The organism is Moraxella sp. CTOTU48717, from assembly GCF_032057165.1.
GTDB classification, from domain to species: Bacteria; Pseudomonadota; Gammaproteobacteria; order Pseudomonadales; family Moraxellaceae; genus Faucicola; species Faucicola tetraodonis.
The window spans coordinates 112,166-136,041 of the sequence record NZ_DAMBBC010000002.1 but is presented as its reverse complement, the minus strand read 5'-3'; the positions used below and the strand labels follow the sequence as shown (position 1 = coordinate 136,041).

Genomic DNA, 23,876 nt, shown 5'->3' with positions numbered 1-23,876 from the left:
TAGTAGTTGTTTTTTACACAAGGAAATAGTTATGAACATTTTTTATGATAAAGATTGTGATCTATCAATCATCCAAGGCAAAAAAGTTGCGATTATCGGCTATGGCTCACAAGGTCACGCGCACGCATTAAACCTAAAAGACAGCGGTGTTGATGTCACCGTAGGTCTTCGTAAAGATTCATCATCTTGGAAAAAAGCAGAAAATGCCGGTCTAAAAGTGGCTGAAGTAGAAGAAGCAGTCAAGCAAGCCGACCTAGTCATGATTTTGACCCCTGACGAATTCCAAAAACAATTATACAATGACGTGATTGAGCCAAACATCAAACAAGGTGCCACGCTTGCATTTGCCCATGGTTTCTCAATCCATTACAACCAAGTGGTACCACGCAAAGACCTAGACGTCATCATGATTGCGCCAAAAGCACCGGGTCATACCGTGCGTAACGAATTTGCCACAGGCGGCGGTATTCCTGACTTAATCGCCGTTTACCAAGATGCCTCTGGTCAAGCCAAACAAGTGGCGTTATCTTACGCGATGGGCGTCGGCGGTGGTCGTTCAGGCATCATCGAAACAACGTTCAAAGACGAAACTGAAACGGACCTATTTGGTGAGCAAGCGGTACTTTGTGGTGGTGCGGTTGAACTGGTCAAAATGGGCTTTGAAACCTTGGTTGAAGCAGGTTATGCCCCAGAAATGGCGTACTTTGAATGTCTACACGAATTAAAATTGATTGTAGACTTGATGTACCAAGGCGGTATTGCTGATATGAACTATTCAATTAGTAACAACGCAGAATACGGTGAATACGTGACAGGTTTAGAAGTTATTAACGATCAATCACGTGAAGCGATGCGTAATGCCCTAAAACGTATCCAATCAGGCGAATATGCAAAAATGTTTATCGCTGAAGGTATGTCAGGTTATCCATCAATGACAGCGCGCCGTCGTCAAACCGCTGAGCATGAAATCGAAAAAACAGGTGCCAAACTTCGCGGTATGATGCCTTGGATCACCTCAAGTAAGATCATCGACAAAGAGAAAAACTAGTTTTGCACCCAGTTAGTTTTACCAATGGCATCATACCCAATTGGTAAAAACAATAAAGTCAAAATAACCCTGCGCTGTGTAAAGTTACATAGACAGGGTTTTTTAGTATAAAATAATGGGTATCGATATAAAGTTTATGAGATATGTTTTGAATATAGCGTCTGTTTGGCAGTTATCCACTGCAACTTTGTTAAACACTTTTAGCGGCATGAGTGCTTTGCCTGCATTGGCAAATCCTTTGAATTACCTCATCGGGGATAGCTATACAATAAATTGGCAAGCAATTTATCTGGTGGGTACGTTAATTGTCGCCCTACTGATTGCGTATGAATCCGTAGTTTTGAAGAAAAACTTAGGAAAACTGCCGCAATCGACGTTATTTAGTGTGAGCTCCATATTAGAAACTGTGTGGCTTATGGTATCCGTGGTCGCCGTATATTATGGCGAATTTATTAGCATTGCCAAAGTTGTGCCATTTGCCTATATTTTGTATAGCATATTTGGTTGGATTTATGGATTTTATCTACTTAAAGATCAGGCGGGCGATATTAAAGATGTCGATGACATGAGTATGCCCATCAAATATATGGACTATAGCCTATCATTTTCCTTGGTGATTATGGTGACTAGTATTGCGATATTTATCAATATGTTGATGAACGGCGTAATCGCTTTTAATCTAGCTTAATAAAGTCAATTTAAATCCCTTTTTAATTGTAACTTTGTGGTAAAAAAATCAAAAAATAGTAGGTGAAACGCTAAAACTAGGCTATACTGTGATTATTCGCTAAAATACACTTAACAAACTTTTGGCGATGACAATTTATAACATCCTGTATTTACCTAAGTAATTGCAAGCGTTATAGATAACATAGTTAATTTTTAATGTAGGATTTTTTATGTCAGATAAAGCTACTGGTACTGTAAAATGGTTCAATGAAAGCAAAGGTTTCGGCTTCATCGCTCAAGACAATGGCGGTCAAGACGTTTTTGCTCATTACAGTGCAATCCAAGGTTCAGGTTTTAAAACACTTAAAGAAGGTCAACGTGTGAGCTTCGTATTGAGCCAAGGTCAAAAAGGCCCACAAGCCGAACAAATCGAAGCACAATAATAATAACTACAAGCTTAATTGTTTGTTTATTAACTGCTTATCTTAATTAGCTTGCAATAAAGAAAAACAACCAGACGATAGGTTGTTTTTTTTTGCGCGTTTGTTTTGTGTTCAATGTTTATATCAAGCACAAGACATTGTATGTTGAATATTTAGTTAAAAAATTTCCCTAATTATTTTAGTTATGATATATTCGAAAAATTCAAGAATTTTTGATGTTTTCCAACCATTTTTTTATGACTTAAAATTCATAGGATTTTCTTGATTTGTTGGGTAAGTTATCGCAACATATATTATTAACGAAGATAATGGGTATTGTGAGTATTCACAGTATAACTATTCTTTTTAGCTTGCTAAATTAGCTCACCAAGCTAGTTTAAGTTAACAAGAATAGGATGTTCATTTTATCATGACTGGGGATACTTGGATTTATCCTCCTTTTTTAATTCATATAACAAACGAGGAACGTATGAAAGCATTAGTTGCTGTTAAACGTGTAGTTGACTATAACGTAAAAGTTCGTGTAAAAGCGGACAACACTGGTGTTGACTTAACCAATGTTAAAATGTCTGTAAACCCATTTGACGAGATTGCTGTTGAAGAAGCTGTACGCCTACAAGAAGCGGGCGTCGTCTCTGAAATTGTTGTTGTATCTATCGGACCAAAAGAAGCACAAGAACAAATCCGTGGTGCAATGGCACTGGGTGCAGATCGTGGTATTTTAGTTGAAACTACCGACACTGTGCGTCCACTACAAGTGGCAAAAATTCTGAAAGCGATTGCACAAGCTGAAGCTGCCGATATCATTTTACTAGGCAAACAAGCGATTGATGATGACAACAACCAAACAGGTCAAATGCTAGCGGCATTACTAGACGTGGGTCAAGCAACCTTTGCATCACAAGTAAAAGTTGAAGGTGGTAGCGTCAACGTAACACGTGAAATCGATGGGGGCTTACAAACTGTTCAGTTATCTTTACCTGCGGTTATCACCACTGATTTACGTTTAAATGAACCACGTTATGCCAAACTGCCTAACATCATGAAAGCGAAGAAAAAACCATTAGAAGAGAAAAAACCAGAAGATTATGGTGTTTCTACCGCTAGTAACATTCAAATCGTAAAAGTAACGCCACCTGCAGAGCGTAAAGCGGGTGTTAAAGTTAAATCGGTTGACGAGTTAGTCGATAAATTAAGAAACGAAGCTAAAGTTATCTAATTATTAGTTATCTAATCATTTAACTACCTTCAATTTAATTCGTCATTTAACGATAGCGATTATCAAATATTAAGGAAAATCTCATGGCAATTTTAGTATATGCAGAACATGACAATAAAGAGCTGAAAAAAGCAACACTCAACACCGTAACGGCAGCAAGCAAAATCGGTGGCGATATTGTTGTATTAGTTGCAGGTCTTGGCTGTGAAGCCGTGGCAGAACAAGCTGCTAAAGTAGCAGGTGTATCAAAGGTGCTTTGCGCAAGTAATGCTGCTTTTGAACATCAACTGGCTGAAAATGTTGCTAAACTCGTGGTATCGCTTGCAGGTGATTATAGCCATATCGTGGTACCAGCGACAACAACAGGTAAAAACTTCTTACCACGCGTTGCCGCTTTGTTAGACGTAAATATGCTAACTGATGTAACCGCTGTGATTGATGCAGAGACATTTGAGCGTCCAATCTACGCAGGCAATGCCATTGCAACGGTTAAAGATACTGAAAGCAAAAAAGTCATCACCGTTCGTACCACTGCATTTGATGCAGCGGCAGCAGAAGGCGGCGCAGCCAGCATAGAACAAGTAAGCGCAGGCGAAGATGCGGGCAAATCAAAATTTGTCGGTGAAGAGTTAGCAAAATCTGATCGTCCAGAATTAACGGCTGCAGAAATTGTTGTTTCAGGTGGTCGTGCATTAGCCAGCGGTGAAAACTTCACCAAATATATTGAGCCACTCGCTGATAAGCTAGGTGCTGCGATGGGTGCATCACGTGCGGCAGTTGACGCAGGTTATGTGCCAAACGACCTACAAGTGGGTCAAACGGGTAAAATTGTTGCGCCAAACCTATATATCGCCGCAGGTATCTCAGGTGCTATTCAGCATTTGGCAGGTATGAAAGATTCAAAAGTTATCGTTGCCATCAACAATGACCCAGAAGCGCCTATCTCTCAAGTGGCTGATTATTTCCTAGAAGGTGATATTTTTACAGTCTTGCCAGAATTAACTAGCAAATTGTAATTGCCGCTATCATCAGCTACTAAGCGATAAATATATAGGCGATAAATATAAAAAAACCTCATGCTTTTTGAGGTTTTTTTATTTGCTATTTACTCATTAAGCAGTGACTTAATTATCGCTAAAAGTATATTGATTGTTGTATAGCGACTAGGTAATATAATAAAAATTATGGGATTTTATTGGTAGTAAATTTTTTGGGAATAAATTGTGAAAATGGATTTAAAAAAATTCCGTATAGAGATGCAGCAGCGGCTTAGCGAGCAGCAACTAGACAATGTGAAAGTGCGTCCCTTCATCTGTTCAGGGTCGCCCCTTGATTGCAAAATCATGATGGTCGGCTACAATCCTGCGCGCGAAGTTAATTTAGACGTGTTTGATGCCGATATTTGGCATGATGACATAGGGTTTGATCGTGAATCGTTTGCTGAACATTATGACATCGCTAGCTACAATGATGATTTGCAGTGGAATCGCAACCATATATTTCAGCAAAATTTGATTGATGAAATCTCAAATCATCCTGTGATTGAAACTTATCTTTATAGTGTTATCACCCCCAAAAAGACTTTATTAAGTCCTCAGCATAAACACACACATATATTTGATTGGCTATATAGTATTCTCAAACCTGTTTTAGTCATTACCCAAAATATTGATGTAATTAAATATTTTGAGCGAGAAGCCAATAAAATTCTGGTGAGAAATACTTTTAATGCCATTACTTATCGCGATTTACACTGTGTAATTTTGCCCATCAGCCATTTATCCAAAAAATGGAATGACACTGAAATGTACCATTTGAAAGAAGAAATTGATGAGCTGTTTAACTTAATTGATGTGTAGACAATTATTTGTCATTGATAAATGAATAGCGCAATAAAAAAAGCTTAACAGCATTATCTATTAAGTTTTTATGGTTAAAGTCTATCGGTAAAGTTACAACCAACCTGCCTTTTTAAATCGATAGTAAAGCGTGAAACAAATGGTCAAAATAAATGCCAACAAAATATAGTAGGCATAATGCATTTTTAGTTCAGGCATATTTTCAAAGTTCATCCCATAAATCCCTGCGACGGCAGTCGGAACCGCGAGTATACCTGCCCAAGCGGCAAGTTTTCGTACCACCTCATTCTGACCCATATTGACCACTGCCATGTAAGTATCCATGGCAACACTGAGCATTTCGTTAAGTCCATTGACCGCATCGAGCGCACGCAGTAGATGGTCATTGACGTCGCGAAAATACGGTTTGGCTTGGCTAGGAAAACTTGGAATTAAATCAGTCTTTTTATGATTGATAAAAAAATTACAGATATCTTGTACGGGTAAGATGACAGCACGCATATGTACGAGCTGTGATTTTAATTCATACAAATTCCGCAGCGTATGTTTGTTAAAGTTTTCAGAGAAAATTTCCCGTTCTTGCTCGCGCAAATAACGTCCTAATTTTTCAGTGACAGGTAAGTAGTTATCGACGATAAAGTCTAAGATGGCGTGCAGCACAAAGATGGGTCCAAGGCGTAATTTTTCTGGTCGGCGATGGCAAAAATCTCGCACACTTTGGTAGCTATGAGAGGCACCTTGACGAATAGTGATGATATATTGCTTGCCCATAAAGATAGCCGTAGTGCCATAACGAATGGTGTTTTCGGTCAATTTGGCGGTTCGTACCACCACGAACACGCTATCATTACCATAGCTTTCAACTTTGGCGCGTTGATGCTCAGCGAAAGCATCTTCAATGGCAAGTTCGTGTAAGTCGAATGCCTCTTGGACTTCTCGAATGGTTTCGATACTTGGGTCATGCAGTCCTACCCAAACAAATACGTTGTTGTTGGATAATTCGCGGCGCACATCATCAAGTTCAATCTCGCCGATTTTTTCCCCAGATTTACGAGAGTAGGCAAAGCAGTTGGCAATCTCATTTTTCCCTTTAAAGCGATCTTCGGTGATTTCAGCTTCAGGGTTGTACTCAGGGGGTGGTACATCGGTCGGTGCATAGACTTCGACAGTGCCATCATCATCATAATCTTCGCCATAGATATAACTATCATCACCGTGCAAATCGAGTTCTTCATCAGTGATTTCATCATACATGAAATCCGCATTGGCAAGGGTAAAAGCATCTGCAGACATATCATGTGGCGGATTAAGCGCTGAGGCTAAAGGCGGCGTTACGCGCTGGGTCGTCTGAGTGGGGTGCTCTAATAAATCGTCGCTGCGTTCAGATAAATTTTTGTTTTGGTGGGGTGGCGTCATAACCAAAAACCTCGCTATCACGATTTGAAAGAGTTATATCAGATCGAATAAATGTGTCCAGTCGTTATCAAAGTACTAAAAGGTAGCAACCACAAAACAGCAAGTAAACATCAAAGTAGGCAAATGCGCCTGTGTGTTCTTGCTATTTTGTAATTCTCAGTGATTTTTAAACGAATAAAAAAGAAGTCATGCATTGACAATGCAATCATACGGCTAAAATTAGATGGATAATGATAACAGTGAAAAATGACAATCTCAAGATAATTATACGTGACAGACCGCTAAAACCTAGATTAATCTCGTTAACCATAGGCTTAGCAACGGTCATTTTTTCACTATCGGCTTAAATAGCATACTGCTGCAGTGTCTCTATATCCACTAACTCTAATAGACTCTCATGACATGCGGCAAGCTTTAGTGGCGGCGCAACCCCCGCATCCAATGCTTCCACCCAGCGCAGGGCACACACGCACCAAAAATCATTGGGCTGCAGCCCTGGAAAACCAAATTCGGGTAAAGGCGTCACCAAATCATTGCCTTTGGCAACAGAAAATTCCAAGAATTCCCGGGTCATTTTGGCGCAAACCGTGTGTAAGCCGACGTCACCAGCGCCAGTATGACAAAAACCATTTCGATAATAACCTGTTAACGGGTCAAAACAGCAACTCGCTAGTGCGGTACCCAGTACATTGGTTTGGTTTAATTCAGCTTTTGGATGATAGGACATAGTGAGCTCTTTTTACGTTTTGATTGGGCTAGATGGATGATTGGCTAAAGTTGAGAGATAGATGTTGGTAGTTTTTCTAAAGCAGTACTCTGAGTTTTTTGCATAAAATCTCGCTGATAAAATTGCTCCAGTGCCGCTTTGTTTGCCTCAGTGACTGCCTTGTCAAACACCTCAGCCAAACGTAATTTTAAATACCCTAAGGCAATGCCAAAAAAGATTTGGCCGAGCGCATCGCTTTGTGCATCGAGCTGTGGTGCATTGGGGAGTAAATTCGACAATAGACTAGTTGAGCGCTCAATAAATGGATGTGGGGCAGCACTTGCTGGCTGAAAGCGCTCGGTGGCAAAGGCGCGAACAGCTTGATTGATAATGCCAAGGCTCAGGCTTGTTAAAGCGGCAGATTTTTCATCAGCGAAAATTTGCGGCATCAGATGCGCCAAAATCACACTGCTTTCGGTGATGAGTAATTGATTATCGGTGAGCAGGGCAGGTACTTGGCTAAAAGGGTTGACCGCTAATAATTCTTGTGGGTTTTCCCAAGGCATGACAAATATAAGCTCGGCATCGATTTGCTGGCGTAAACAGGCGACCATCACGAGACGGGCGAAAGGGGAAGTAGTTGAGACAAAGAGTTTCATGGGTGAATTGGATTTCCCTATACTGGTTGCATGGCTGTAAGTTTTAATAAATAAGTTTCAAAAAATTTTATAGGAGTTTAGCATAAAAAATTGGGCAATAAAAAAATGCCTAACCCCAGTGAAGCTATGATACAATGAAAAGGAAAAGTGCCCTTATTTTATTCTTTGCTTATTTTATTTTTGTAAGTGCCCTTCTCATCGATTATTCTATGATTTTACATGGTAATTCATGGTCTATGTTTTCATATGGCCGCTTGTTGTCATGTCTAGTGATATATCATTTAATCATCCTTAGGATTTATTGTGTCAAATTTAGCATCAAATTCCACAAATGTGGCAAATCAGTCTGCTTTTTATCTTAATACAAAAAATACTTGGCTATTACCCGATGGGGTTGTCGACTTACTATCAACCGAAGCGGTAAAGCAAGAAACCCTGCGTTATCAATTGACCCGTATTTTAATCAGCCATGGCTATGAATTTATTAGCCCGCCTATGATTGAATATACCGAAAGCTTGCTCGGCTATGCGTCTGAAGATGTTAAATTACAAACTTTTAAAATCATTGATCAGCTAACCGGTCGGCTCATGGGGGTACGCGCAGATATCACCCCACAAATTGCGCGGATTGATGCGCGTCTACACAATAATCAAGACACTAGTAACCCATCAAAATCAATTTCCCGCTATTGTTATGCAGGGCATGTAATCTATACCATGCCAAAGGGCTTATTTGGTTCGCGCACCCCGCTACAGTTGGGGGCTGAGATTTTTGGTACCGACTCACTAGCCAGTGAAGTGGAGCTATTAGATGTGCTATTTACCTTGTTAGATAGCACGGATGTGATTGCACGCTCGCATATTGATATTGGTCATGTGGCGATTTTTCAGCAGCTTTGCCAGCTTGCCAGTGTACCTACGTATCTGCAAGAAAAACTCATTGAGCTCTATGCCAATAAAGCGTTACCTGAGCTGAAACTTTTGACCAGCAAAATGAGCCAGTTTGGCGAACTTGCCAACGATTTTTATGTGCTAGGCGAGGCAGGTAATGACTTGCAAAAACTGAGCGAACGGCTCTCAAGTCAAGCCAAACACGATGCTATCATTGCCAAAGCCTTGTCTGATTTGACTTATTTGGTGAGCTATCTTGAAGACCACTGGGATGCCAACGTCAGTGTCGATGTCACAGGATTGGGATATCACTATCATACAGGCGTTGTCTTTAATGTGTACGTGGCAGATGAGTCATTGCCGCTGATTCGTGGTGGTCGTTTTAGCAACCATTTTCATCATGAAGTTGATAATACCGATGCCGTGCGTTCCGGCGTTGGCTTTAGCTGCGAGCTAAACCGTTGGCAAAATCATATCCAGGTACATGAGCAGCCTTTTACCGTGGTACCTTATAGCCATGTACAAACTATTTTACATGTACCCAATCATCCTGATGCGCCAGCGCTCAAACAAGCGATTGACTCACTACGCCAAGAAGGGCATCGGGTGATGATTGCGCTGGATGAAACCGATGAACCTGAGCAAACCACCCATCGTTTGCAAGTAGCGAATGGGGTTTGGTACTTAGAGCATTTGGCAGAAAATTAATTTTTAAGCTGTTGTAAACTTGTTTTTAGCAATTACTTTGATAAAAGGTGACTTATCATGAAACATACGGGAAAAAACGTCGTTGTCCTTGGTAGCCAGTGGGGCGATGAGGGTAAAGGCAAAATCGTTGACTTATTGACTGAAAAAGCCAGTGCGGTGGCGCGCTATCAAGGCGGTCATAATGCTGGTCACACTTTAGTCGTTGGCGGTAAAAAAACCGTATTACATTTGATTCCATCGGGTATTCTACGTGAAGGTGTCACTTGCTACATCGGTAATGGCGTGGTGCTAGCCCCAGATGCGCTATTAAAAGAAATGCAATCACTGGTTGAAGCAGGCGTGCCTGTGCGTGAGCGACTTCGTATTTCGCCCAACTGCCCACTGATCATGCCACAGCATGTAGCGCTTGACCAAGCCCGTGAAATCAAACGCGGCAACAACAAAATTGGCACGACCGGTCGTGGTATCGGCCCTGCGTACGAAGATAAAGTAGCGCGCCGTGCATTGCGTTTTGCTGATTTGTTGCGAGCTGACTTTGCCGATAAACTAAAAACTAACCTTGAGTTCCATAACTTTGCCTTGACCCAATACTATGGGGTGGACGCAGTCGATTTTGAGGCGACCTTAAAGCTGGCAGAAGAATGGCGTGATGCGCTAAAAGACTTGGTGGCTGATGTGACGGGCGAGCTTGACAAGCTATGCAAAGAAGGCAAAAACTTAATGTTTGAAGGCGCGCAAGGTACGTTGCTTGACGTTGACCACGGCACTTATCCCTTCGTTACCAGCTCAAATACCACAGCTGGCGGCGTGGCGACGGGCACCGGTCTTGGACCCTTGTACTTTGACTACGTATTGGGTATCACCAAAGCTTACACCACACGCGTGGGGGCGGGTCCCTTCCCAACTGAGCTATTTGATGATATCGGTGAGCACATCGGTACTGTGGGTCAAGAATTTGGTGCTACCACGGGCCGCGCCCGTCGTTGTGGTTGGTTTGATGCAGCGATTCTACGCCGTGCTGTGGTACTAAACTCCCTATCTGGTATCTGCTTGACCAAGCTTGATGTGTTAGATGACCTTGAACAGCTCAATATCTGCACAGGTTATGAGTTGCCAAGTGGGGAAGTTTGCGGCTCTAGCGATGCGGAGTTTTACGAGAACGTGAAACCTATCTATGAAACTTTGCCAGGCTGGAAAACGAGCACCGTGGGCGTGACAGAGTATGACAAGCTACCTGAAAATGCCAAAGCTTATATCAAGCGCATTGAGCAGCTTATCGAGTGTCCCGTTGACATTATCTCAACAGGTCCTGACCGTGCCGAAACCATCGTGCTACGCGACCCGTACGATGCCTAACCCTTATTCATCAAAAAACCCGATGTGATGTCGGGTTTTTTATTTTAGGGTAAAAAATGCTGAATGATAGCTTACTCGCCTTAGCCAATTTATTAACCTCTGCTCTAACCGCTATCACAGGCGTGGGCGGCGGCATGATACTCATTGGACTGATGCCATTTTTTGTGCCTGCAGCAGCGATTGTGCCAGTGCATGGCGTGACCCAGCTTGTCAGTAATGCCACGCGCGCTTGGTTTGGTCGGGATGCCCTAGACTTTACCTATTTTTGGCAATTTTTGGCGGGCTCATTGACGGGACTGTTGGTATTTGGCGTGTTAGTTCGCTTTATCCATTTAGAGCTTATTCCGTTATTTATCGGCATTTATATCTTACTAATAACTTGGTCAAGCACTTTTAACCGAGTGATTCGCCGTTTTGAAAGTTTCTTTTTAGTAGGATTTGCACAAACGGGCTTGGGCGTGTTTGTTGGCACACCGGGTCCGCTCAATATCGCCATGCTCAATAAGTACTATGATGATAACAATGTCGTCGTTACTACGGGCGCCTTGATGATGACGGTGGTGCATACCGCTAAATTGATAGTTTATGTGGCGATGGGATTTGTGTTTGCCGATTATTGGCAATTGCTAGTGATGATGGTCATCATGGCAACTGTAGGCTCATGGCTTGGTACCCGACTGCGCCATAAAATCCGTTTAGACTGGCTAGAAAAAATCCTGCCGTATCTACTCACCCTCATAGCGCTCAAATTGATTGTCGATATCGCCCGTCACTATTTTTTTTGAACCTAATGCCAAAAAATCTCAGTAATAAGCGCGATGGCGATGATAATAAATATCAAGCCACATAAGCGATTAAGCCACATCAAGCGATTGCCAAATTGCAGCCAATCCGACAGTTTTTTGCCACTCATGGTATAAACCAGTTGCCAAGTTATCTCAATCATAAAAAAACCCACCGTGAGCATGAGGTATTGCGGCAGTAGAGGCGCGGAAAAGTTGATAAATTTGGGGAAAAATGCGGCAAAAAACAAAATCGCCTTGGGGTTGGACAACGACACCCAAATCCCTGTTTTAAACAGTTGCGCGGGGGTCGGTATCACCTGTAACTGGTCACTGTGCAATTCGCTGTCAGCTTGGCGCCAAGATTTTATCCCAAGATAGGCTAAATACAGCGCGCCCACGACTTTGATAATGGTCAGTAAAACAGGCGCGTTGGTACTGATAAGCCCTAGCCCTAACAGTGACGTTGTCAATAAAATAAATAAACCCATGCTCAGCCCTGCCAACGTCCACAGGGTTTTTTTGATGCCATAATTGACACCAAATTGGAACGCTAATAGCATATTAGAGCCAGGCGCTGCCGAGATAAGGCAAGTACTGATTAAAAAAAATAAGAAATTTTGCAGGGTCATTAGAATTTTTAGTAAATAAATGAAAGATAGCCAATTAACGGTTAATGAGAAGTGTTAGCAGTGGGTGGAATGACAAACTGCCACTCCGGGTTAAAAAACCGTCGAAAAATCAGCAAAGTCGCTATTGTACACCCTAATGTACTGCTGGTGGCAATTAAAAACAGGGTAATAATTTGATAAAGCACGGCTTGGTGCGGGTCTGCGCCTGCCAAAATTTGTCCTGTCATCATACCCGGCAAGCTCACTAACCCCACCACCATCATGCTGTTAATCGTCGGTGTGATACCATTTTGAATGGCAGCAATGACATAGGGTTTTGCGGTTTCCCAAGGCGTGGCGGACAATGCCAAATAGGTATTAATCATACTTTGTTCGCGATGAAAACTGCTGACAAGTTGGTTCATAGAGAGTGAGACAGCGGTCAATGAATTACCTAAAATCAGCCCCAATAACGGTATCATGACTTGCGGACGAAACCATGTAGCTGCGTTGTCTGACAGCACCCACCCACCACCAAATATAGCTACCACCCAACTACTGACAAACACCGCCAACGCCGTATCCCAAAATAAACCTTGATAAGGCTTTTTAACCCGATTTTTGGCAGCGATACTAGCGATAATCGACATAAAAGTCAAAATTGCCAACACTTCATACCATTGCTCTCTGGCAAAAATCCACGCAAGTACCAGTCCAATTAAGCTTAGTTGAACCACCGTGCGAAAACTTGCAATGAGCAGGGATTTGACGATACCCAGTTTCAACCAAACACTGATTGCCATCACCAGTAATAATGCCAGGCTTGCCAGCGCTACTTGTAGGTAGGAGATAGCGGGCATGGTGATGGCTAACATCATCATGGCTGATTGCCTTGTGATACGGATGCGAGTGCTTTGCTATCCACCGTTAACTTGTGATTGCTTAATTGACCATCAGCCATCGTCCAGTGGCTAGTGCCAATCGCCAATAAGCGCTGAATTTGGGTCGGCTCATGGCTGATCCACACGACGGTGGCATTGGGGGTGGACTGATACCAGTGGTTAATCAATGTTTCGACTTGCTGGGTGGTGGTGGCATCAAGGGAGGCGGTAGGCTCATCGAGTAATAAAATGGTCGGGTGCAATTGTAGCGTGCGTAATAAATTGACGAGCTGTTTTTCGCCACCCGATAAGCTGCGGCTATCTTGCTGTAAAAACTGCGGTGATTTGCCAAGGTTAACTAGCTGCTGCTCGTGCCAAGATACATCGATTTTTTTGTCTTTATAAAGTGCAAAGCTAAAGGGCAGGCTCAAGTTGTCTAAGACGCTGCCCTCAATCATCTCACTTAGTTGCGCAATATAGGCAACCTGTGAGCGCCAAATAGCCGGCGTCAAATCGGTCAAATTTTTGCCGTTTAAGGTAATGTGACCTGCTGACTTAGGTAATAGGCTTGCTAATAGCTTTAGCAGTAACGATTTGCCACTGCCAGACTGTCCTGTGATGACAATAAAGTCATGGTCATGGATTTCACCTGAAACATGATTGACGAGTGTTCGATGGTCGATTTGGTAGGACAGTTGGTCAAATTGCAGCATGGCTTTTTAAGTATGGTGTTTTTAACGGATAGCGTTTTTAAAGTATCGTGATAGAGTTATGACAGGGTGGCTTTATCCCAAAGCACTTCTTGACCGTCATCCAACCGAGCAACGACGCGCGCCAATACAAACAGCCAATCGGATAGACGATTGATAAACTGCAGACTAATTGGTGAGACATTATCATCCCGCGAATTTAATGCCACGAGTAGGCGCTCAGCGTCTCGGCAATAGCAGCGAGCGATATGCACTTGGCTAGTCACAATGGTGCCTGCAGGCAAAATAAAATCTTTGAGGGGTGGTAAATGGGTGTTCCACTCATCAATTTGATTTTCCAGCTCTGTCGCATACTCTGCCAAAATCCCGCGGTATTCGGGCATAGCAAGTTCACCCCCTAGATTGAAAAGCTGGTGCTGCAAGCGGCTTAGCTTAGCATCAAATTGGGAATGGTTAGGTTGGTTTTGGCTATTTTGAGTATGGTTATCTTGACTAAGATAGCCCCGCAATAAACCGATTTGGGAGTTTAATAAGTCAATTTTGCCCATGGCGTCAAAGCGTAAGTCTGCCTTAGACACCCGTGAACCATTCGCCATGCCAGTGGTGCCGTCATCGCCCGTTCGGGTGTAAATCTTTGATAATCGATTGCCCATTATAGAGACCTTAAAGTGTGAAATATGCCAAATCATAGCACTTTTAACAAAATTTCGGTATGATAACCGATTGTCTTTTTTATCCAACTTGCACAGGTGACTATCCCATGACCCAGCTGACACAGCCCATGCCGATTACCATATATGACTCGATGAGTGGACAAAAACGCCCATTCACGCCCTTAGAAGCAGGCAAAGTTGGCATGTATGTATGTGGGATGACGGTGTATGATTATTGCCACATTGGTCATGCACGGGTCATGGTCGGCTTTGACGTGGTTGTGCGCTGGCTGCGTCATATTGGCTATGATGTCAACTATGTGCGTAATATTACCGATATTGATGACAAAATTATTAACCGTGCTAAGGACAATGGCGAAAGTATCTATCAGTTGACAGACCGCTTTATCAAAGCCATGCATGAAGATGCTGATAATCTGGGCTGTGAGCGTCCTAACAGTGAGCCAAAAGCCACGGATTTTATCCCACAGATGCAACATCTAATCCAAACGCTGGAAAGCAAAAAGTTAGCCTATCAAGGCGCAACGGGCGATGTCTATTATGCGGTCGAAAATTTTGCTGAGTATGGCAAACTCTCAAAACGTCGCCTATCCGATATGCAAGCGGGTGCCAGTGAGCGGGTGAATGTTGAGACAGACAAAAAAAATCCGTTTGACTTTGTATTGTGGAAATCTGCCAAACAAACAGAGCCATCTGAGACCAAATGGCAATCGCCTTGGGGTATGGGTCGCCCAGGTTGGCATATCGAATGCTCGGCGATGAGTACCTGCTGCTTGGGCGATACCTTCGATATCCACGGCGGCGGGCATGATTTGCAATTTCCGCACCACGAGAACGAAATTGCCCAATCTGAAGGCGCAACCGGTAAAACCTATGCCAACAACTGGATGCACGTGGGCTTTATCAATGTTGACGGTGAGAAAATGTCAAAATCACTGGGTAATTTCTTTACCATTCGCGATGTGATGGGGCAGTTTCACCCAGAGACCATTCGCTTCTTTATTTTATCGAGTCATTATCGCAGTCCAGTGAATTTCTCGGATAGCGCGCTTAAAGAAGCCCAAACTAGCCTCACGCGTCTGTATCAAGTCTTAAAATCTGTAGAAAACCTGACCCAACCAGCGGGTGAGATTGATAAAACCCCATTTGAAACCCCTTTTAATCAAGCCATGTGCGATGATTTTAACAGTGCAGGGGCGGTGAGCGTATTATTTAGTCTAGCGCGTGAAATCAACAAAGCGGTCAATCTCGAAACCGCTGAAGGCAATGCCCAGGCGCTAGCATTGGCAACATTGCTAAAAGATTTGGCACAACCGCTCAATATCTTGCAGCTTAATCCAACCGATTTTTTACAAGCGAAAGTGGGCGAAACGGCCGGGTTAAGTGATAGCGAGATTGAAGCATTCATCGAAGCGCGCAAGCAAGCCAAAGCGGACAAAGACTTTGCCAAAGCCGACCAAATCCGCAGTGACCTAAAAGCACAAGGCATTGAACTAGAAGACGGTAAAAATGGCACGACTTGGCGCCGCGTGTAATTGGCTTATTGGTTCCTATGGTTAGCCGCCTTTGGCTCGGCAACCCTATTGCCCATGCAATCTGAGGCGGTGCTTGTCACCTTATTGGCCAAGGGACACTATAAGGCTTGGCTGCTATTGGTGGTGGCAAGCGTTGGTAATGTATTGGGTTCGTGTGTCAATTTTTGGCTTGGGCGTCAGATCGACCGCTTTTATGACAAGCCTTGGTTTCCGGTATCGGCTGTCAAGCTTGCCAAAGCCAAGCGTGTCTATCAAAAATATGGGTTTTGGTCATTGCTTGCTAGCTGGGCACCCATGATCGGTGATCCGATTACGTTGTTTGCCGGTGTGTTCGGTGAACGGTTTTGGCGCTTTTTGCTGTTGGTGACGATTGCCAAGACCGCCCGCTATGTAAGCTTATATGCGCTTTATCTCGGTGTAATTTAGAAAAATGATTGCAATAGACATGTTTTTTATCTAAAATAGGCGGTTAATTTAAAACTTAAATAAAAGATGGTGTCAATTGCGATTTAAGCTGACAACAGACTAAACCACAAGGCTGGGCAGGGAACTGTTCAGCCTTTTGCGGTTTTTTGGCTGTCAAATTTTTCACCACGACAAAATTTTAATTACTATTTAACTACGCTTAACTACTCCGAGGTCTTTATGTTACGAATCGTTGATGAAGCACTTACCTTTGATGATGTGCTGCTACTACCTGCTTATTCTGAAGTCTTGCCTAAGATGGTAGATTTAAAAACCCGTTTGACACGCGGTATTGAGCTAAACTTACCCATCGTATCTGCTGCGATGGATACTGTGACTGAATCGCAAATGGCGATTACCATTGCTCAGCTTGGCGGTATGGGTATTTTGCACAAAAACATGGACATTGATTTACAAGCCATGCAAGTACGCCGGGTGAAAAAATTTGAAGCCGGTACGGTTGTTGATCCTATCAGTGTATCACCCGATACCAGTGTGGGAGAACTGCTCCGTATCACCAAAGAAAACAAAATCAGCGGTGTGCCTGTGGTAGAAGGTAACCAAGTGGTCGGTATCGTCACTCACCGTGATATCCGTTTTGAAAACAACCTAAGCCAGCCTGTTCGCAATATCATGACCCCAAAAGAAAAATTGGTGACAGTCAAAGAAGGCGAGCCTACAGAGAATATCAAACGTTTGCTACACGAACACCGCATCGAAAAAGTGATTGTTGTGGACGACAATTTTCAATTAAAAGGCTTGATTACTGTCAATGATTTCACCAAAGCTGAAAACAACCCAAATGCTTGCCGCGATAGCAAAGGTCGCTTACGTGTTGGCGCGGCAGTAGGTACGGGGGCGGACACAGAAGCCCGCGTTGAAGCGCTCATCGCTGCCGATGTCGACGTGATTGTCGTAGATACCGCACATGGTCATTCAAAAGGCGTCATTGATCGCGTGGCTTGGGTGAAAAAGAACTATCCAAACATCCAAGTGATTGGCGGTAATATCGCCACTGCTGATGCGGCACTCGTGTTGCGTGATGCGGGTGCCGATGCGGTCAAAGTGGGTATCGGTCCGGGCTCTATCTGTACCACGCGTATCATCGCAGGTATCGGCGTGCCGCAAATTTCAGCGATTAGCAACGTGGCTGATGCGCTAAAAAATGATATTCCACTGATAGCCGATGGTGGTATCCGTTTTTCAGGCGATATGGCAAAAGCGTTAGCAGCGGGTGCCTCTTGTATCATGGTGGGTTCTTTACTTGCAGGTACCGAAGAAGCGCCAGGGGAAGTGGAGCTATTCCAAGGTCGCTACTACAAAGCCTACCGTGGTATGGGTTCGCTAGGTGCGATGTCAGGACAAAATGGTTCATCTGATCGTTATTTCCAAGACGCCAAAGAAGGGGTAGAAAAATTGGTACCTGAAGGTATCGAAGGTCGCGTCCCTTACAAAGGTCCAATGAATGGTATCATCAACCAATTAGCCGGTGGCTTACGTTCGTCAATGGGTTACACAGGCTGTGCCAATATTGAAGAAATGCGTAGCAAACCACAATTTGTGCGTGTGACTTCGGCCGGCATGAAAGAATCTCACGTACATGACGTACAAATCACCAAAGAAGCCCCTAATTACCGTGTAAACTAAGTGATAGGTTGATTGCGCTAAAACTGGGTTAACTACCCAGTTTTTTTATAGCCCAATTTATTGCCCAAAGTTTTTATAGCCTAAAGTAACGTGTTGCGCCATCACCCATAAAAACAAACAGATGTCGCAACATGCGTGAAATTTTGCTATGCTAAAATTTTATATTGTGATAACAACAATGGGCGATAAAGGAGAATTAAATGAGTTATTTTGGTACTGATGGTATTCGTGGTAAGTTTGGGGAATTTCCGATACATCCGCAGTTTTTAATCAAATTAGGCTATGCCACGGGTAAAGTGCTGCTAGCCAACCAAGCAGCCCCGAATGAAAATCATCGTCCCAATGTCGTCATTGGTAAAGATACACGGCTTTCTGGCTATGTTATTGAAGCCTGTCTGCAAGCAGGGTTTAACGCCGCAGGCGTAGATGTACATATGCTAGGCACTATTCCAACTCCTGCCATCGCGCATTTGACCCGAAGTTTTCACGCTGATGCGGGCGTAGTGATATCCGCATCCCACAATCCGTTTTATGACAACGGTATCAAATTTTTCTCCAATGAAGGCAAAAAGCTGTCAGATGAAATTCAGCAAGCCATCAATGAAAAAATTGATGAAATCAAAGATATCAATGTCGTCATTGACACTCCAGAAGCGCTAGGCAAAAGTTATCGTGTGGAGGATGCCAAAGGTCGCTATATCGAGTTTTGTAAGGGCACTTTCCCCTACAACCTAAATTTAAATGCCCTAAAAATTGTCGTTGACTGTGCCAATGGCGCAGGATACAGCGTCGCACCCCGTGTATTACGTGAGTTAGGTGCTAGCGTAATTGCCATTGGCGATAAACCCGATGGCATTAATATCAACGACAATGTCGGCTCTACCCATCCGGCAAACTTGCAACAAGCGGTGCTTGACCATGATGCCCAAGTGGGTATTGCTTTAGATGGCGATGGCGACCGTATCATCATGGTCAACGAAAAAGGCGAGTTGGTTGATGGTGACGGCATCTTATATATTTTAGCCACCCAAGCAGAGCAACAAGTCGATGGCGTGGTAGGTACCTTGATGACCAACATGGGTCTGCAATTAGCGTTTGATAAAGCGGGCATTGCCTTTGAGCGCGCCAAAGTTGGCGACCGCTATGTCATGCAAGGGCTTGAGAAAAATCGCTGGGTACTGGGCGGTGAGTCATCGGGTCATATTTTAACGCTAGATAAAGCCAGTACGGGCGATGCCATTGTGGCAGGTCTACAAGTGCTTGCGGTGATGGCGCAGAGCAAACAATCATTATCAGAGCTGATGAAGGGTTATACCCAGCTCCCACAAAAATTGGTCAATGTCAGATTGGCGCAAAAACAAGATCCCTATACCTTCCCAGAATTGGCAAATGCGTTTAAAGCTGCCGAAGAAAAATTGACAGGACGGGGTCGTTTACTGATTCGTCAATCAGGTACAGAGCCATTAATTCGGGTGATGGTCGAAAGCGATGATGAGATTGAGTGCGATATGCTAGCCAATGAACTTGCTGAAAAAGTACGCCAAGTGATGGCGTAAAGTTGACATTTCATAAGGATAAAAAATGAGTATTGATTTTACCAGTCAACGATTATCGTATGAACAAGGCGAGCTTATCGAATCACACTTGCCGGAGCAGCCGTTTGGCTTGCTACAAACTTGGGTGCAGCAAGCGATTGATAGCAAGCAAGGAGAAGCGTATGCGTTTTCACTGGCGACTTGTGGACGTGATAGGCAGCCAAGTGTGCGCACTTTACTGATGCGTGAAATTATCCAATTGGATAACACGGGCATTGGCCTCGTGTTTTATACCAATTACGACAGTGCCAAAGGCTGTGATTTGGCGACCAACCCCAATGCTGAAGCATTATTTTTTTGGCCAAGCTTAGAAAGACAAATCCGTCTTACCGGCGCTGTACAAAAGGTTAGCCGTGAACAATCCGCTCAGTATTTTCATAGCCGTCCCCGTGATAGCCAACTAGCTGCTTGGGTCAGCGAGCCACAAAGCAGCGTGGTTGCCAGCCGCGAGGTAATGGAAGACAAATTTGCCCAATTAACTGTGCAGTATGAGGGCAACCCAATCCCTTTACCAGAATTTTGGGGTGGCTATCTGCTGACGGTAGAGAAAATCGAATTTTGGCAGGGTAGAGCCAATCGTATGCACGACCGCATCGTCTATTCGCTAGATGGCGACCAATGGGTGATGGAACGACTACTACCTTAAACTGCAAGCCATAAAAAAACACGGTATTTTAAACCGTGTTTTTTTATTTGATAAAAATTAGTTTTGCAGTGAACGTAGTAAACGTACAAATTCAATATACATCCATACCAGTGTTGATAAGATACCAACGCTTAGTACCCATTCATAGCTTTCATCCACCCCTGCGGCATAAGCTCGCTCAACACTGTCAAAATCTAATAACAGGCTCAGTGATGCAATCACAATCACCAGCAAGCTAAAACCAATAGCCACCACGCCACCGCTAAACAAATACGGCAGTGAGCTACCAAAGAGGCTAAACCCGATTTGTACCAGATACACCAGCATGATAGCAATCACAGCCGACATCATCACAGAACGAAATTTTTCGGTCACTTTAATCACGCCACTGCGATAAAGCGCTAGCATTACGGCAGCGGTTACAAAAGTTGCGACTAGAGCAGTCGGGGCAACTGTGGGAAACTTAATACTCGCAAACAGGGAAATCGCGCCAATCACGATGCCCTCTAAAATTGCATAGGGAATTGCCAATGTTTTAGCTATGTGGGGTTTTGAGATAATCACCATACTCAATACAAAAGCCACCAAGATACTGGCTAAAGCTGCTACACTAACAAAACCTGAAGTGACGCCACTAGCTAGGCAATAGCCAAAAAAACCAACACCCGATAAGGTCGTCAAACCTAACAGAAAAGAGGTTTTTCGGATAACCCCTTTGACCGTCATCGGTGTCGTGCTAACCGCAAGTTCAGCGCGAGATATAATCGGATTTGCCATAAAAATTTGCTCCCAAGCGTTAAAAAATTTCAAAATTTAGCTATATGTTAATTACCTTAAATTAGCAAATAGCAATGAGTTTGTATACATTAACTGCACAACGAAGGTTAGCAATTTTGTAATATAAAATACTGATTGGGCATAACGTGAGCCAGTAAGCTGTGATAAAATAGTTCAATCTTTATCAGTTAATTTTCTGCTATGACGTCCACACTTATTCCCAATCCTGCCTTTGGGCGTATCGGCATTATGGGTCGTGCCAACAAGCCAAGTGTCATTCAAAGTATCTACCAAATTTGTGACTTTTTTCATGAGCAAGGGTTGCCTTTATTAATTGACCATCAAACGGCACGGTTGCCGGCATTAGATTTTGCACGCCTAGGCGAGATTGCTACGATTGAGCGTAGTTTGCTCGGCGGTGCTTGTGATTTGGTCATTGTGGTCGGTGGTGATGGCTCGCTGCTACATGCGGCGCAAGTACTCGTCAAACACAAAGTGCCAGTAGTGGGGGTGAACCGCGGACGTTTAGGGTTTTTAACTGACATTTATCCTGATGATTTAAACGTAAAATTGACCAGTATTTTACAAGGTCATTATCAGCTTGAAGATCGATTCTTGCTAAAGATGGAAATCCGTCAAGGTGCACATGTGATTTATGAAGATATGGCGCTAAATGACATTGTGCTGCATGCAGGCAAGTCAGTGCATATGCTAGATTTTCATTTAAAAATTGATGGGCTTAATGTCTATCGTCAGCACAGTGATGGTCTGATTGCCTCCACACCGACGGGTTCCACCGCTTATGCGCTATCAGGTGGCGGGCCGATTATTCATCCTAGTATGGATGCCATTTGTCTGGTGCCTATGCATCCACATACCTTATCAAGCCGCCCGATTGTGGTCAGCGGCAACAGCGAAATCAAAATCCGCATCCATAAAGATAACCGCACCCAGCCGATGGTGAGTGCAGATGGGAAACCATCGGTGCCGCTTAACCAAAACCAGCGTTTAGTGATTCACAAGCATCCGAACAAACTCACGTTATTACACCCACCTGGGGTGGATTTTTTTGAAGCTTGCCGTACCAAACTTGGTTGGAATAGCTACGCTGAAGAATTTAGTATGGATAATTAAATAAAAAAGCCACCTGAATCATTCGGTGGCTTTTTTATGAATAAATGCATTAATTAATCAGCCCGCTTGCCGAGCGTTTTGAGATAAATCCATCTGGGATTTGGTTGTGGTCGGCTTGCCAGCGCTGAAATGCTAATTTGGTATTGGTGCCTACGACGCCATCTGACCCTTTAGTATCATAGCCCATTGCCGTCAAACGCTGTTGAAGTTGGCGTACTTCATAAGTAGCAAGTGGCTGCTCATAGCGCGGCCAAGATTGCTGTAAACCTGGCTGCCCGATAATGGCTTTGGCAAGTAAGCTTACCCCCATGGCGTAATTGGAGGAATTATTGTATACCTTAATGGCATCAAAATTTTTGGTTAATAAAATCGCAGGACCCTCTTTACCTGCAGGGAGCCACAATTCTGCCAGCGCATCCATGGGCGCATTTGGGGTGATAAATTGAACACCTAAATTTTGCCAGTCTGCCATGGTTTTTTTGGTACTGACCTGGCGATAATCGAAACCATTTGGTAATCGTACCTCATAGTACGAGCCCATACCACGCTGCCAGCCGGCATTTTTAAGATAGCTTGCGGTAGAAGCTAACGCATCAGCTGTATGCCAAGGGTTACGATGACCATCACCATTGCCATCTACTGCTTCATCTAACCAAGTTTTGGGAATAAATTGGGTATGTCCCATGCCACCTGCCCAAGAGCCGCGCAGTTGCGACCAATCAATATCACCACGCTCAAGCAGCGACAACAGCGCTAGTAGCTGATCCTCTGCAAAACTGCGGCGGCGACCATCATATGCCAGGGTCGCCAAACTATTGACCAGTGATGAGTTGCCTGTGCCTTGACCGTAAGAAGATTCCATGCCCCAAATGGCAGTCACAATAGAGGCCGGCACACCATACTGATTTTCAATGCGATCAAGTAGCGCGCTTTGGCTGGCAAAATTGCGCTGACCCCCACTGACACGACCACTCGACGCGGCACCATCGATATATTCCCAAGGCATTTTGGCAAATTCGGGCTGTCCTTTATCCAGTGACACCACTTGCTCGCTATAGTTGGCACTAGACAGCAAGCGTTCAACATCAGCACGGGGGTAACCTTTTTGCACAGCGCGTTCAATAAAATCCGATTTCCACTGATAGAAGCTGCTGTATTGATTGGTTGGAACAGTCACAGGTGGCACAGGCGTGACCTTCGGGGGTACTGTAATGACCACAGGGGCAGTCGGCAACGTACCTGGTAATTTTTGGGGTTGGGTTTGAATAGGTGCTGATGAACAAGCTGCCAACAATGCCGCTAAACTGACAGGTAATGCCAGTTTTTGACCAGCAAAACGATGCGACAAACAGAGCGATAAAGCAACGATAGACGACGAATATTTAACATACATAGAGCAATAACCTCAATTAATACAAGCCAAATGCGTACAAACATAACAACTG

At 43.7% G+C, this 23,876-nt stretch carries 24 protein-coding genes; 15 read left to right on the top strand and 9 right to left on the bottom strand.

Annotated elements, in window-relative coordinates; genetic code table 11:
* The first annotated feature begins 31 nt into the window (after nucleotides 1–31).
* The 6 genes from ilvC to RT084_RS02180 all read left to right on the top strand — a co-directional run bounded on the left by ilvC (nucleotide 32) and on the right by RT084_RS02180 (nucleotide 5,238).
* On the top strand, nucleotides 32–1,048 hold the full coding sequence (gene ilvC, locus RT084_RS02205; RefSeq protein ID WP_007116783.1) for a ketol-acid reductoisomerase: 1,017 nt from the start codon (nucleotides 32–34) through the stop codon (nucleotides 1,046–1,048).
* A 148-nt stretch (nucleotides 1,049–1,196) separates the two neighbouring features.
* Nucleotides 1,197–1,736 carry a hypothetical protein gene (locus RT084_RS02200; protein WP_313097466.1) on the top strand — a complete coding sequence of 180 codons (540 nt, stop codon included), beginning with the start codon at nucleotides 1,197–1,199 and terminating at the stop codon, nucleotides 1,734–1,736.
* A gap of 211 nt (nucleotides 1,737–1,947) precedes the next feature.
* Entirely contained in the window at nucleotides 1,948–2,160 is a 213-nt protein-coding gene (locus tag RT084_RS02195) for a cold-shock protein (RefSeq protein WP_007116781.1), read from the top strand.
* Nucleotides 2,161–2,629: 469 nt separating this feature from the next.
* Nucleotides 2,630–3,379 (top strand): electron transfer flavoprotein subunit beta/FixA family protein, encoded by a 750-nt coding sequence (locus RT084_RS02190; protein ID WP_219331180.1) that lies wholly within the window; start codon nucleotides 2,630–2,632, stop codon nucleotides 3,377–3,379.
* Between the two features lie 83 nt (nucleotides 3,380–3,462).
* Nucleotides 3,463–4,395 (top strand): electron transfer flavoprotein subunit alpha/FixB family protein, encoded by a 933-nt coding sequence (locus tag RT084_RS02185; protein ID WP_050324358.1) that lies wholly within the window; start codon nucleotides 3,463–3,465, stop codon nucleotides 4,393–4,395.
* Nucleotides 4,396–4,602: 207 nt separating this feature from the next.
* The gene (locus RT084_RS02180; protein WP_312383437.1) at nucleotides 4,603–5,238 is read left to right on the top strand and encodes a hypothetical protein; all 636 of its coding nucleotides are present in this window, start codon (nucleotides 4,603–4,605) and stop codon (nucleotides 5,236–5,238) included.
* A 93-nt stretch (nucleotides 5,239–5,331) separates the two neighbouring features.
* Here RT084_RS02180 and corA read toward each other — a convergent pair whose 3' ends face one another.
* From corA to RT084_RS02165, 3 genes are all read right to left on the bottom strand, one after another.
* Complete coding sequence (corA, locus tag RT084_RS02175; protein WP_312383646.1) at nucleotides 5,332–6,492, bottom strand: magnesium/cobalt transporter CorA; 1,161 nt, start codon at nucleotides 6,490–6,492, stop codon at nucleotides 5,332–5,334.
* A gap of 505 nt (nucleotides 6,493–6,997) precedes the next feature.
* Nucleotides 6,998–7,381 (bottom strand): DUF2237 family protein, encoded by a 384-nt coding sequence (locus RT084_RS02170; protein ID WP_065252584.1) that lies wholly within the window; start codon nucleotides 7,379–7,381, stop codon nucleotides 6,998–7,000.
* A 44-nt stretch (nucleotides 7,382–7,425) separates the two neighbouring features.
* On the bottom strand, nucleotides 7,426–8,019 hold the full coding sequence (locus RT084_RS02165; protein WP_159374606.1) for a glutathione S-transferase N-terminal domain-containing protein: 594 nt from the start codon (nucleotides 8,017–8,019) through the stop codon (nucleotides 7,426–7,428).
* A 303-nt stretch (nucleotides 8,020–8,322) separates the two neighbouring features.
* Between RT084_RS02165 and RT084_RS02160 the strand changes: the two genes are divergently transcribed.
* Genes RT084_RS02160 through RT084_RS02150 form a run of 3 tightly spaced genes read left to right on the top strand, consistent with a single transcriptional unit; the run spans nucleotide 8,323 to nucleotide 11,759 of the window.
* On the top strand, nucleotides 8,323–9,618 hold the full coding sequence (locus RT084_RS02160) for an ATP phosphoribosyltransferase regulatory subunit (protein WP_312383440.1): 1,296 nt from the start codon (nucleotides 8,323–8,325) through the stop codon (nucleotides 9,616–9,618).
* 57 nt (nucleotides 9,619–9,675) lie between these two features.
* Nucleotides 9,676–10,974, top strand: a complete 1,299-nt coding sequence (locus tag RT084_RS02155) for an adenylosuccinate synthase (protein ID WP_007116772.1) — start codon at nucleotides 9,676–9,678, stop codon at nucleotides 10,972–10,974.
* A gap of 56 nt (nucleotides 10,975–11,030) precedes the next feature.
* On the top strand, nucleotides 11,031–11,759 hold the full coding sequence (locus tag RT084_RS02150) for a sulfite exporter TauE/SafE family protein (RefSeq protein ID WP_007116771.1): 729 nt from the start codon (nucleotides 11,031–11,033) through the stop codon (nucleotides 11,757–11,759).
* Between the two features lie 2 nt (nucleotides 11,760–11,761).
* Here RT084_RS02150 and RT084_RS02145 read toward each other — a convergent pair whose 3' ends face one another.
* Genes RT084_RS02145 through RT084_RS02130 form a run of 4 tightly spaced genes read right to left on the bottom strand, consistent with a single transcriptional unit; the run spans nucleotide 11,762 to nucleotide 14,611 of the window.
* Nucleotides 11,762–12,388, bottom strand: coding sequence for a LysE family translocator (locus RT084_RS02145; RefSeq protein WP_007116770.1), 627 nt, complete (start codon nucleotides 12,386–12,388; stop codon nucleotides 11,762–11,764).
* Between the two features lie 41 nt (nucleotides 12,389–12,429).
* Nucleotides 12,430–13,248, bottom strand: a complete 819-nt coding sequence (locus RT084_RS02140; RefSeq protein WP_312383443.1) for an ABC transporter permease — start codon at nucleotides 13,246–13,248, stop codon at nucleotides 12,430–12,432.
* Nucleotides 13,245–13,961: an ABC transporter ATP-binding protein gene (locus RT084_RS02135; protein WP_312383445.1), complete on the bottom strand. Its 717-nt coding sequence runs from the start codon at nucleotides 13,959–13,961 to the stop codon at nucleotides 13,245–13,247. The genes RT084_RS02140 and RT084_RS02135 overlap by 4 nt, the downstream gene beginning before the upstream one ends.
* 56 nt (nucleotides 13,962–14,017) lie before the next feature.
* Nucleotides 14,018–14,611, bottom strand: a complete 594-nt coding sequence (locus RT084_RS02130; RefSeq protein WP_007116767.1) for a cob(I)yrinic acid a,c-diamide adenosyltransferase — start codon at nucleotides 14,609–14,611, stop codon at nucleotides 14,018–14,020.
* Between the two features lie 107 nt (nucleotides 14,612–14,718).
* On the opposite strand from RT084_RS02130, the gene cysS reads away from it, so the two are divergent.
* From cysS to pdxH, 5 genes are all read left to right on the top strand, one after another.
* Entirely contained in the window at nucleotides 14,719–16,167 is a 1,449-nt protein-coding gene (gene cysS / locus RT084_RS02125) for a cysteine--tRNA ligase (protein WP_312383447.1), read from the top strand.
* The gene (locus RT084_RS02120) at nucleotides 16,168–16,593 is read left to right on the top strand and encodes a YqaA family protein (protein ID WP_007116765.1); all 426 of its coding nucleotides are present in this window, start codon (nucleotides 16,168–16,170) and stop codon (nucleotides 16,591–16,593) included.
* A 219-nt stretch (nucleotides 16,594–16,812) separates the two neighbouring features.
* Nucleotides 16,813–18,279, top strand: a complete 1,467-nt coding sequence (gene guaB, locus RT084_RS02115) for an IMP dehydrogenase (RefSeq protein ID WP_282840998.1) — start codon at nucleotides 16,813–16,815, stop codon at nucleotides 18,277–18,279.
* A gap of 200 nt (nucleotides 18,280–18,479) precedes the next feature.
* The gene (gene glmM, locus RT084_RS02110) at nucleotides 18,480–19,835 is read left to right on the top strand and encodes a phosphoglucosamine mutase (RefSeq protein ID WP_239742166.1); all 1,356 of its coding nucleotides are present in this window, start codon (nucleotides 18,480–18,482) and stop codon (nucleotides 19,833–19,835) included.
* A 25-nt stretch (nucleotides 19,836–19,860) separates the two neighbouring features.
* Nucleotides 19,861–20,520, top strand: coding sequence for a pyridoxamine 5'-phosphate oxidase (gene pdxH / locus RT084_RS02105; RefSeq protein ID WP_312524047.1), 660 nt, complete (start codon nucleotides 19,861–19,863; stop codon nucleotides 20,518–20,520).
* A 57-nt stretch (nucleotides 20,521–20,577) separates the two neighbouring features.
* Here the strand turns inward: pdxH and RT084_RS02100 are convergent, their stop codons facing one another.
* On the bottom strand, nucleotides 20,578–21,297 hold the full coding sequence (locus RT084_RS02100; RefSeq protein ID WP_313097461.1) for a Bax inhibitor-1/YccA family protein: 720 nt from the start codon (nucleotides 21,295–21,297) through the stop codon (nucleotides 20,578–20,580).
* 201 nt (nucleotides 21,298–21,498) lie between these two features.
* Between RT084_RS02100 and RT084_RS02095 the strand changes: the two genes are divergently transcribed.
* On the top strand, nucleotides 21,499–22,431 hold the full coding sequence (locus RT084_RS02095; RefSeq protein ID WP_050324375.1) for an NAD(+) kinase: 933 nt from the start codon (nucleotides 21,499–21,501) through the stop codon (nucleotides 22,429–22,431).
* 49 nt (nucleotides 22,432–22,480) lie between these two features.
* Here RT084_RS02095 and RT084_RS02090 read toward each other — a convergent pair whose 3' ends face one another.
* Nucleotides 22,481–23,824, bottom strand: a complete 1,344-nt coding sequence (locus RT084_RS02090; protein ID WP_312383454.1) for a lytic murein transglycosylase — start codon at nucleotides 23,822–23,824, stop codon at nucleotides 22,481–22,483.
* Between the last annotated feature and the right edge of the window lie 52 nt (nucleotides 23,825–23,876).

Excerpts from the sequence above, each read along its gene's own strand:
- RT084_RS02145 (WP_007116770.1), bottom strand. The coding sequence starts at position 12,388 with ATGACCCTGCAAAATTTCTTATTTTTTTTAATCAGTACTTGCCTTATC.
- cysS (WP_312383447.1), top strand. The coding sequence starts at position 14,719 with ATGACCCAGCTGACACAGCCCATGCCGATTACCATATATGACTCGATG.
- pdxH (WP_312524047.1), top strand. The coding sequence starts at position 19,861 with ATGAGTATTGATTTTACCAGTCAACGATTATCGTATGAACAAGGCGAG.
- RT084_RS02135 (WP_312383445.1), bottom strand. The coding sequence starts at position 13,961 with ATGCTGCAATTTGACCAACTGTCCTACCAAATCGACCATCGAACACTC.
- RT084_RS02140 (WP_312383443.1), bottom strand. The coding sequence starts at position 13,248 with ATGATGATGTTAGCCATCACCATGCCCGCTATCTCCTACCTACAAGTA.
- RT084_RS02185 (WP_050324358.1), top strand. The coding sequence starts at position 3,463 with ATGGCAATTTTAGTATATGCAGAACATGACAATAAAGAGCTGAAAAAA.
- guaB (WP_282840998.1), top strand. The coding sequence starts at position 16,813 with ATGTTACGAATCGTTGATGAAGCACTTACCTTTGATGATGTGCTGCTA.
- RT084_RS02165 (WP_159374606.1), bottom strand. The coding sequence starts at position 8,019 with ATGAAACTCTTTGTCTCAACTACTTCCCCTTTCGCCCGTCTCGTGATG.
- RT084_RS02155 (WP_007116772.1), top strand. The coding sequence starts at position 9,676 with ATGAAACATACGGGAAAAAACGTCGTTGTCCTTGGTAGCCAGTGGGGC.
- RT084_RS02150 (WP_007116771.1), top strand. The coding sequence starts at position 11,031 with ATGCTGAATGATAGCTTACTCGCCTTAGCCAATTTATTAACCTCTGCT.
- corA (WP_312383646.1), bottom strand. The coding sequence starts at position 6,492 with ATGTATGATGAAATCACTGATGAAGAACTCGATTTGCACGGTGATGAT.
- RT084_RS02130 (WP_007116767.1), bottom strand. The coding sequence starts at position 14,611 with ATGGGCAATCGATTATCAAAGATTTACACCCGAACGGGCGATGACGGC.
- RT084_RS02095 (WP_050324375.1), top strand. The coding sequence starts at position 21,499 with ATGACGTCCACACTTATTCCCAATCCTGCCTTTGGGCGTATCGGCATT.
- RT084_RS02090 (WP_312383454.1), bottom strand. The coding sequence starts at position 23,824 with ATGTATGTTAAATATTCGTCGTCTATCGTTGCTTTATCGCTCTGTTTG.
- ilvC (WP_007116783.1), top strand. The coding sequence starts at position 32 with ATGAACATTTTTTATGATAAAGATTGTGATCTATCAATCATCCAAGGC.
- RT084_RS02195 (WP_007116781.1), top strand. The coding sequence starts at position 1,948 with ATGTCAGATAAAGCTACTGGTACTGTAAAATGGTTCAATGAAAGCAAA.
- RT084_RS02190 (WP_219331180.1), top strand. The coding sequence starts at position 2,630 with ATGAAAGCATTAGTTGCTGTTAAACGTGTAGTTGACTATAACGTAAAA.
- RT084_RS02170 (WP_065252584.1), bottom strand. The coding sequence starts at position 7,381 with ATGTCCTATCATCCAAAAGCTGAATTAAACCAAACCAATGTACTGGGT.
- RT084_RS02100 (WP_313097461.1), bottom strand. The coding sequence starts at position 21,297 with ATGGCAAATCCGATTATATCTCGCGCTGAACTTGCGGTTAGCACGACA.
- glmM (WP_239742166.1), top strand. The coding sequence starts at position 18,480 with ATGAGTTATTTTGGTACTGATGGTATTCGTGGTAAGTTTGGGGAATTT.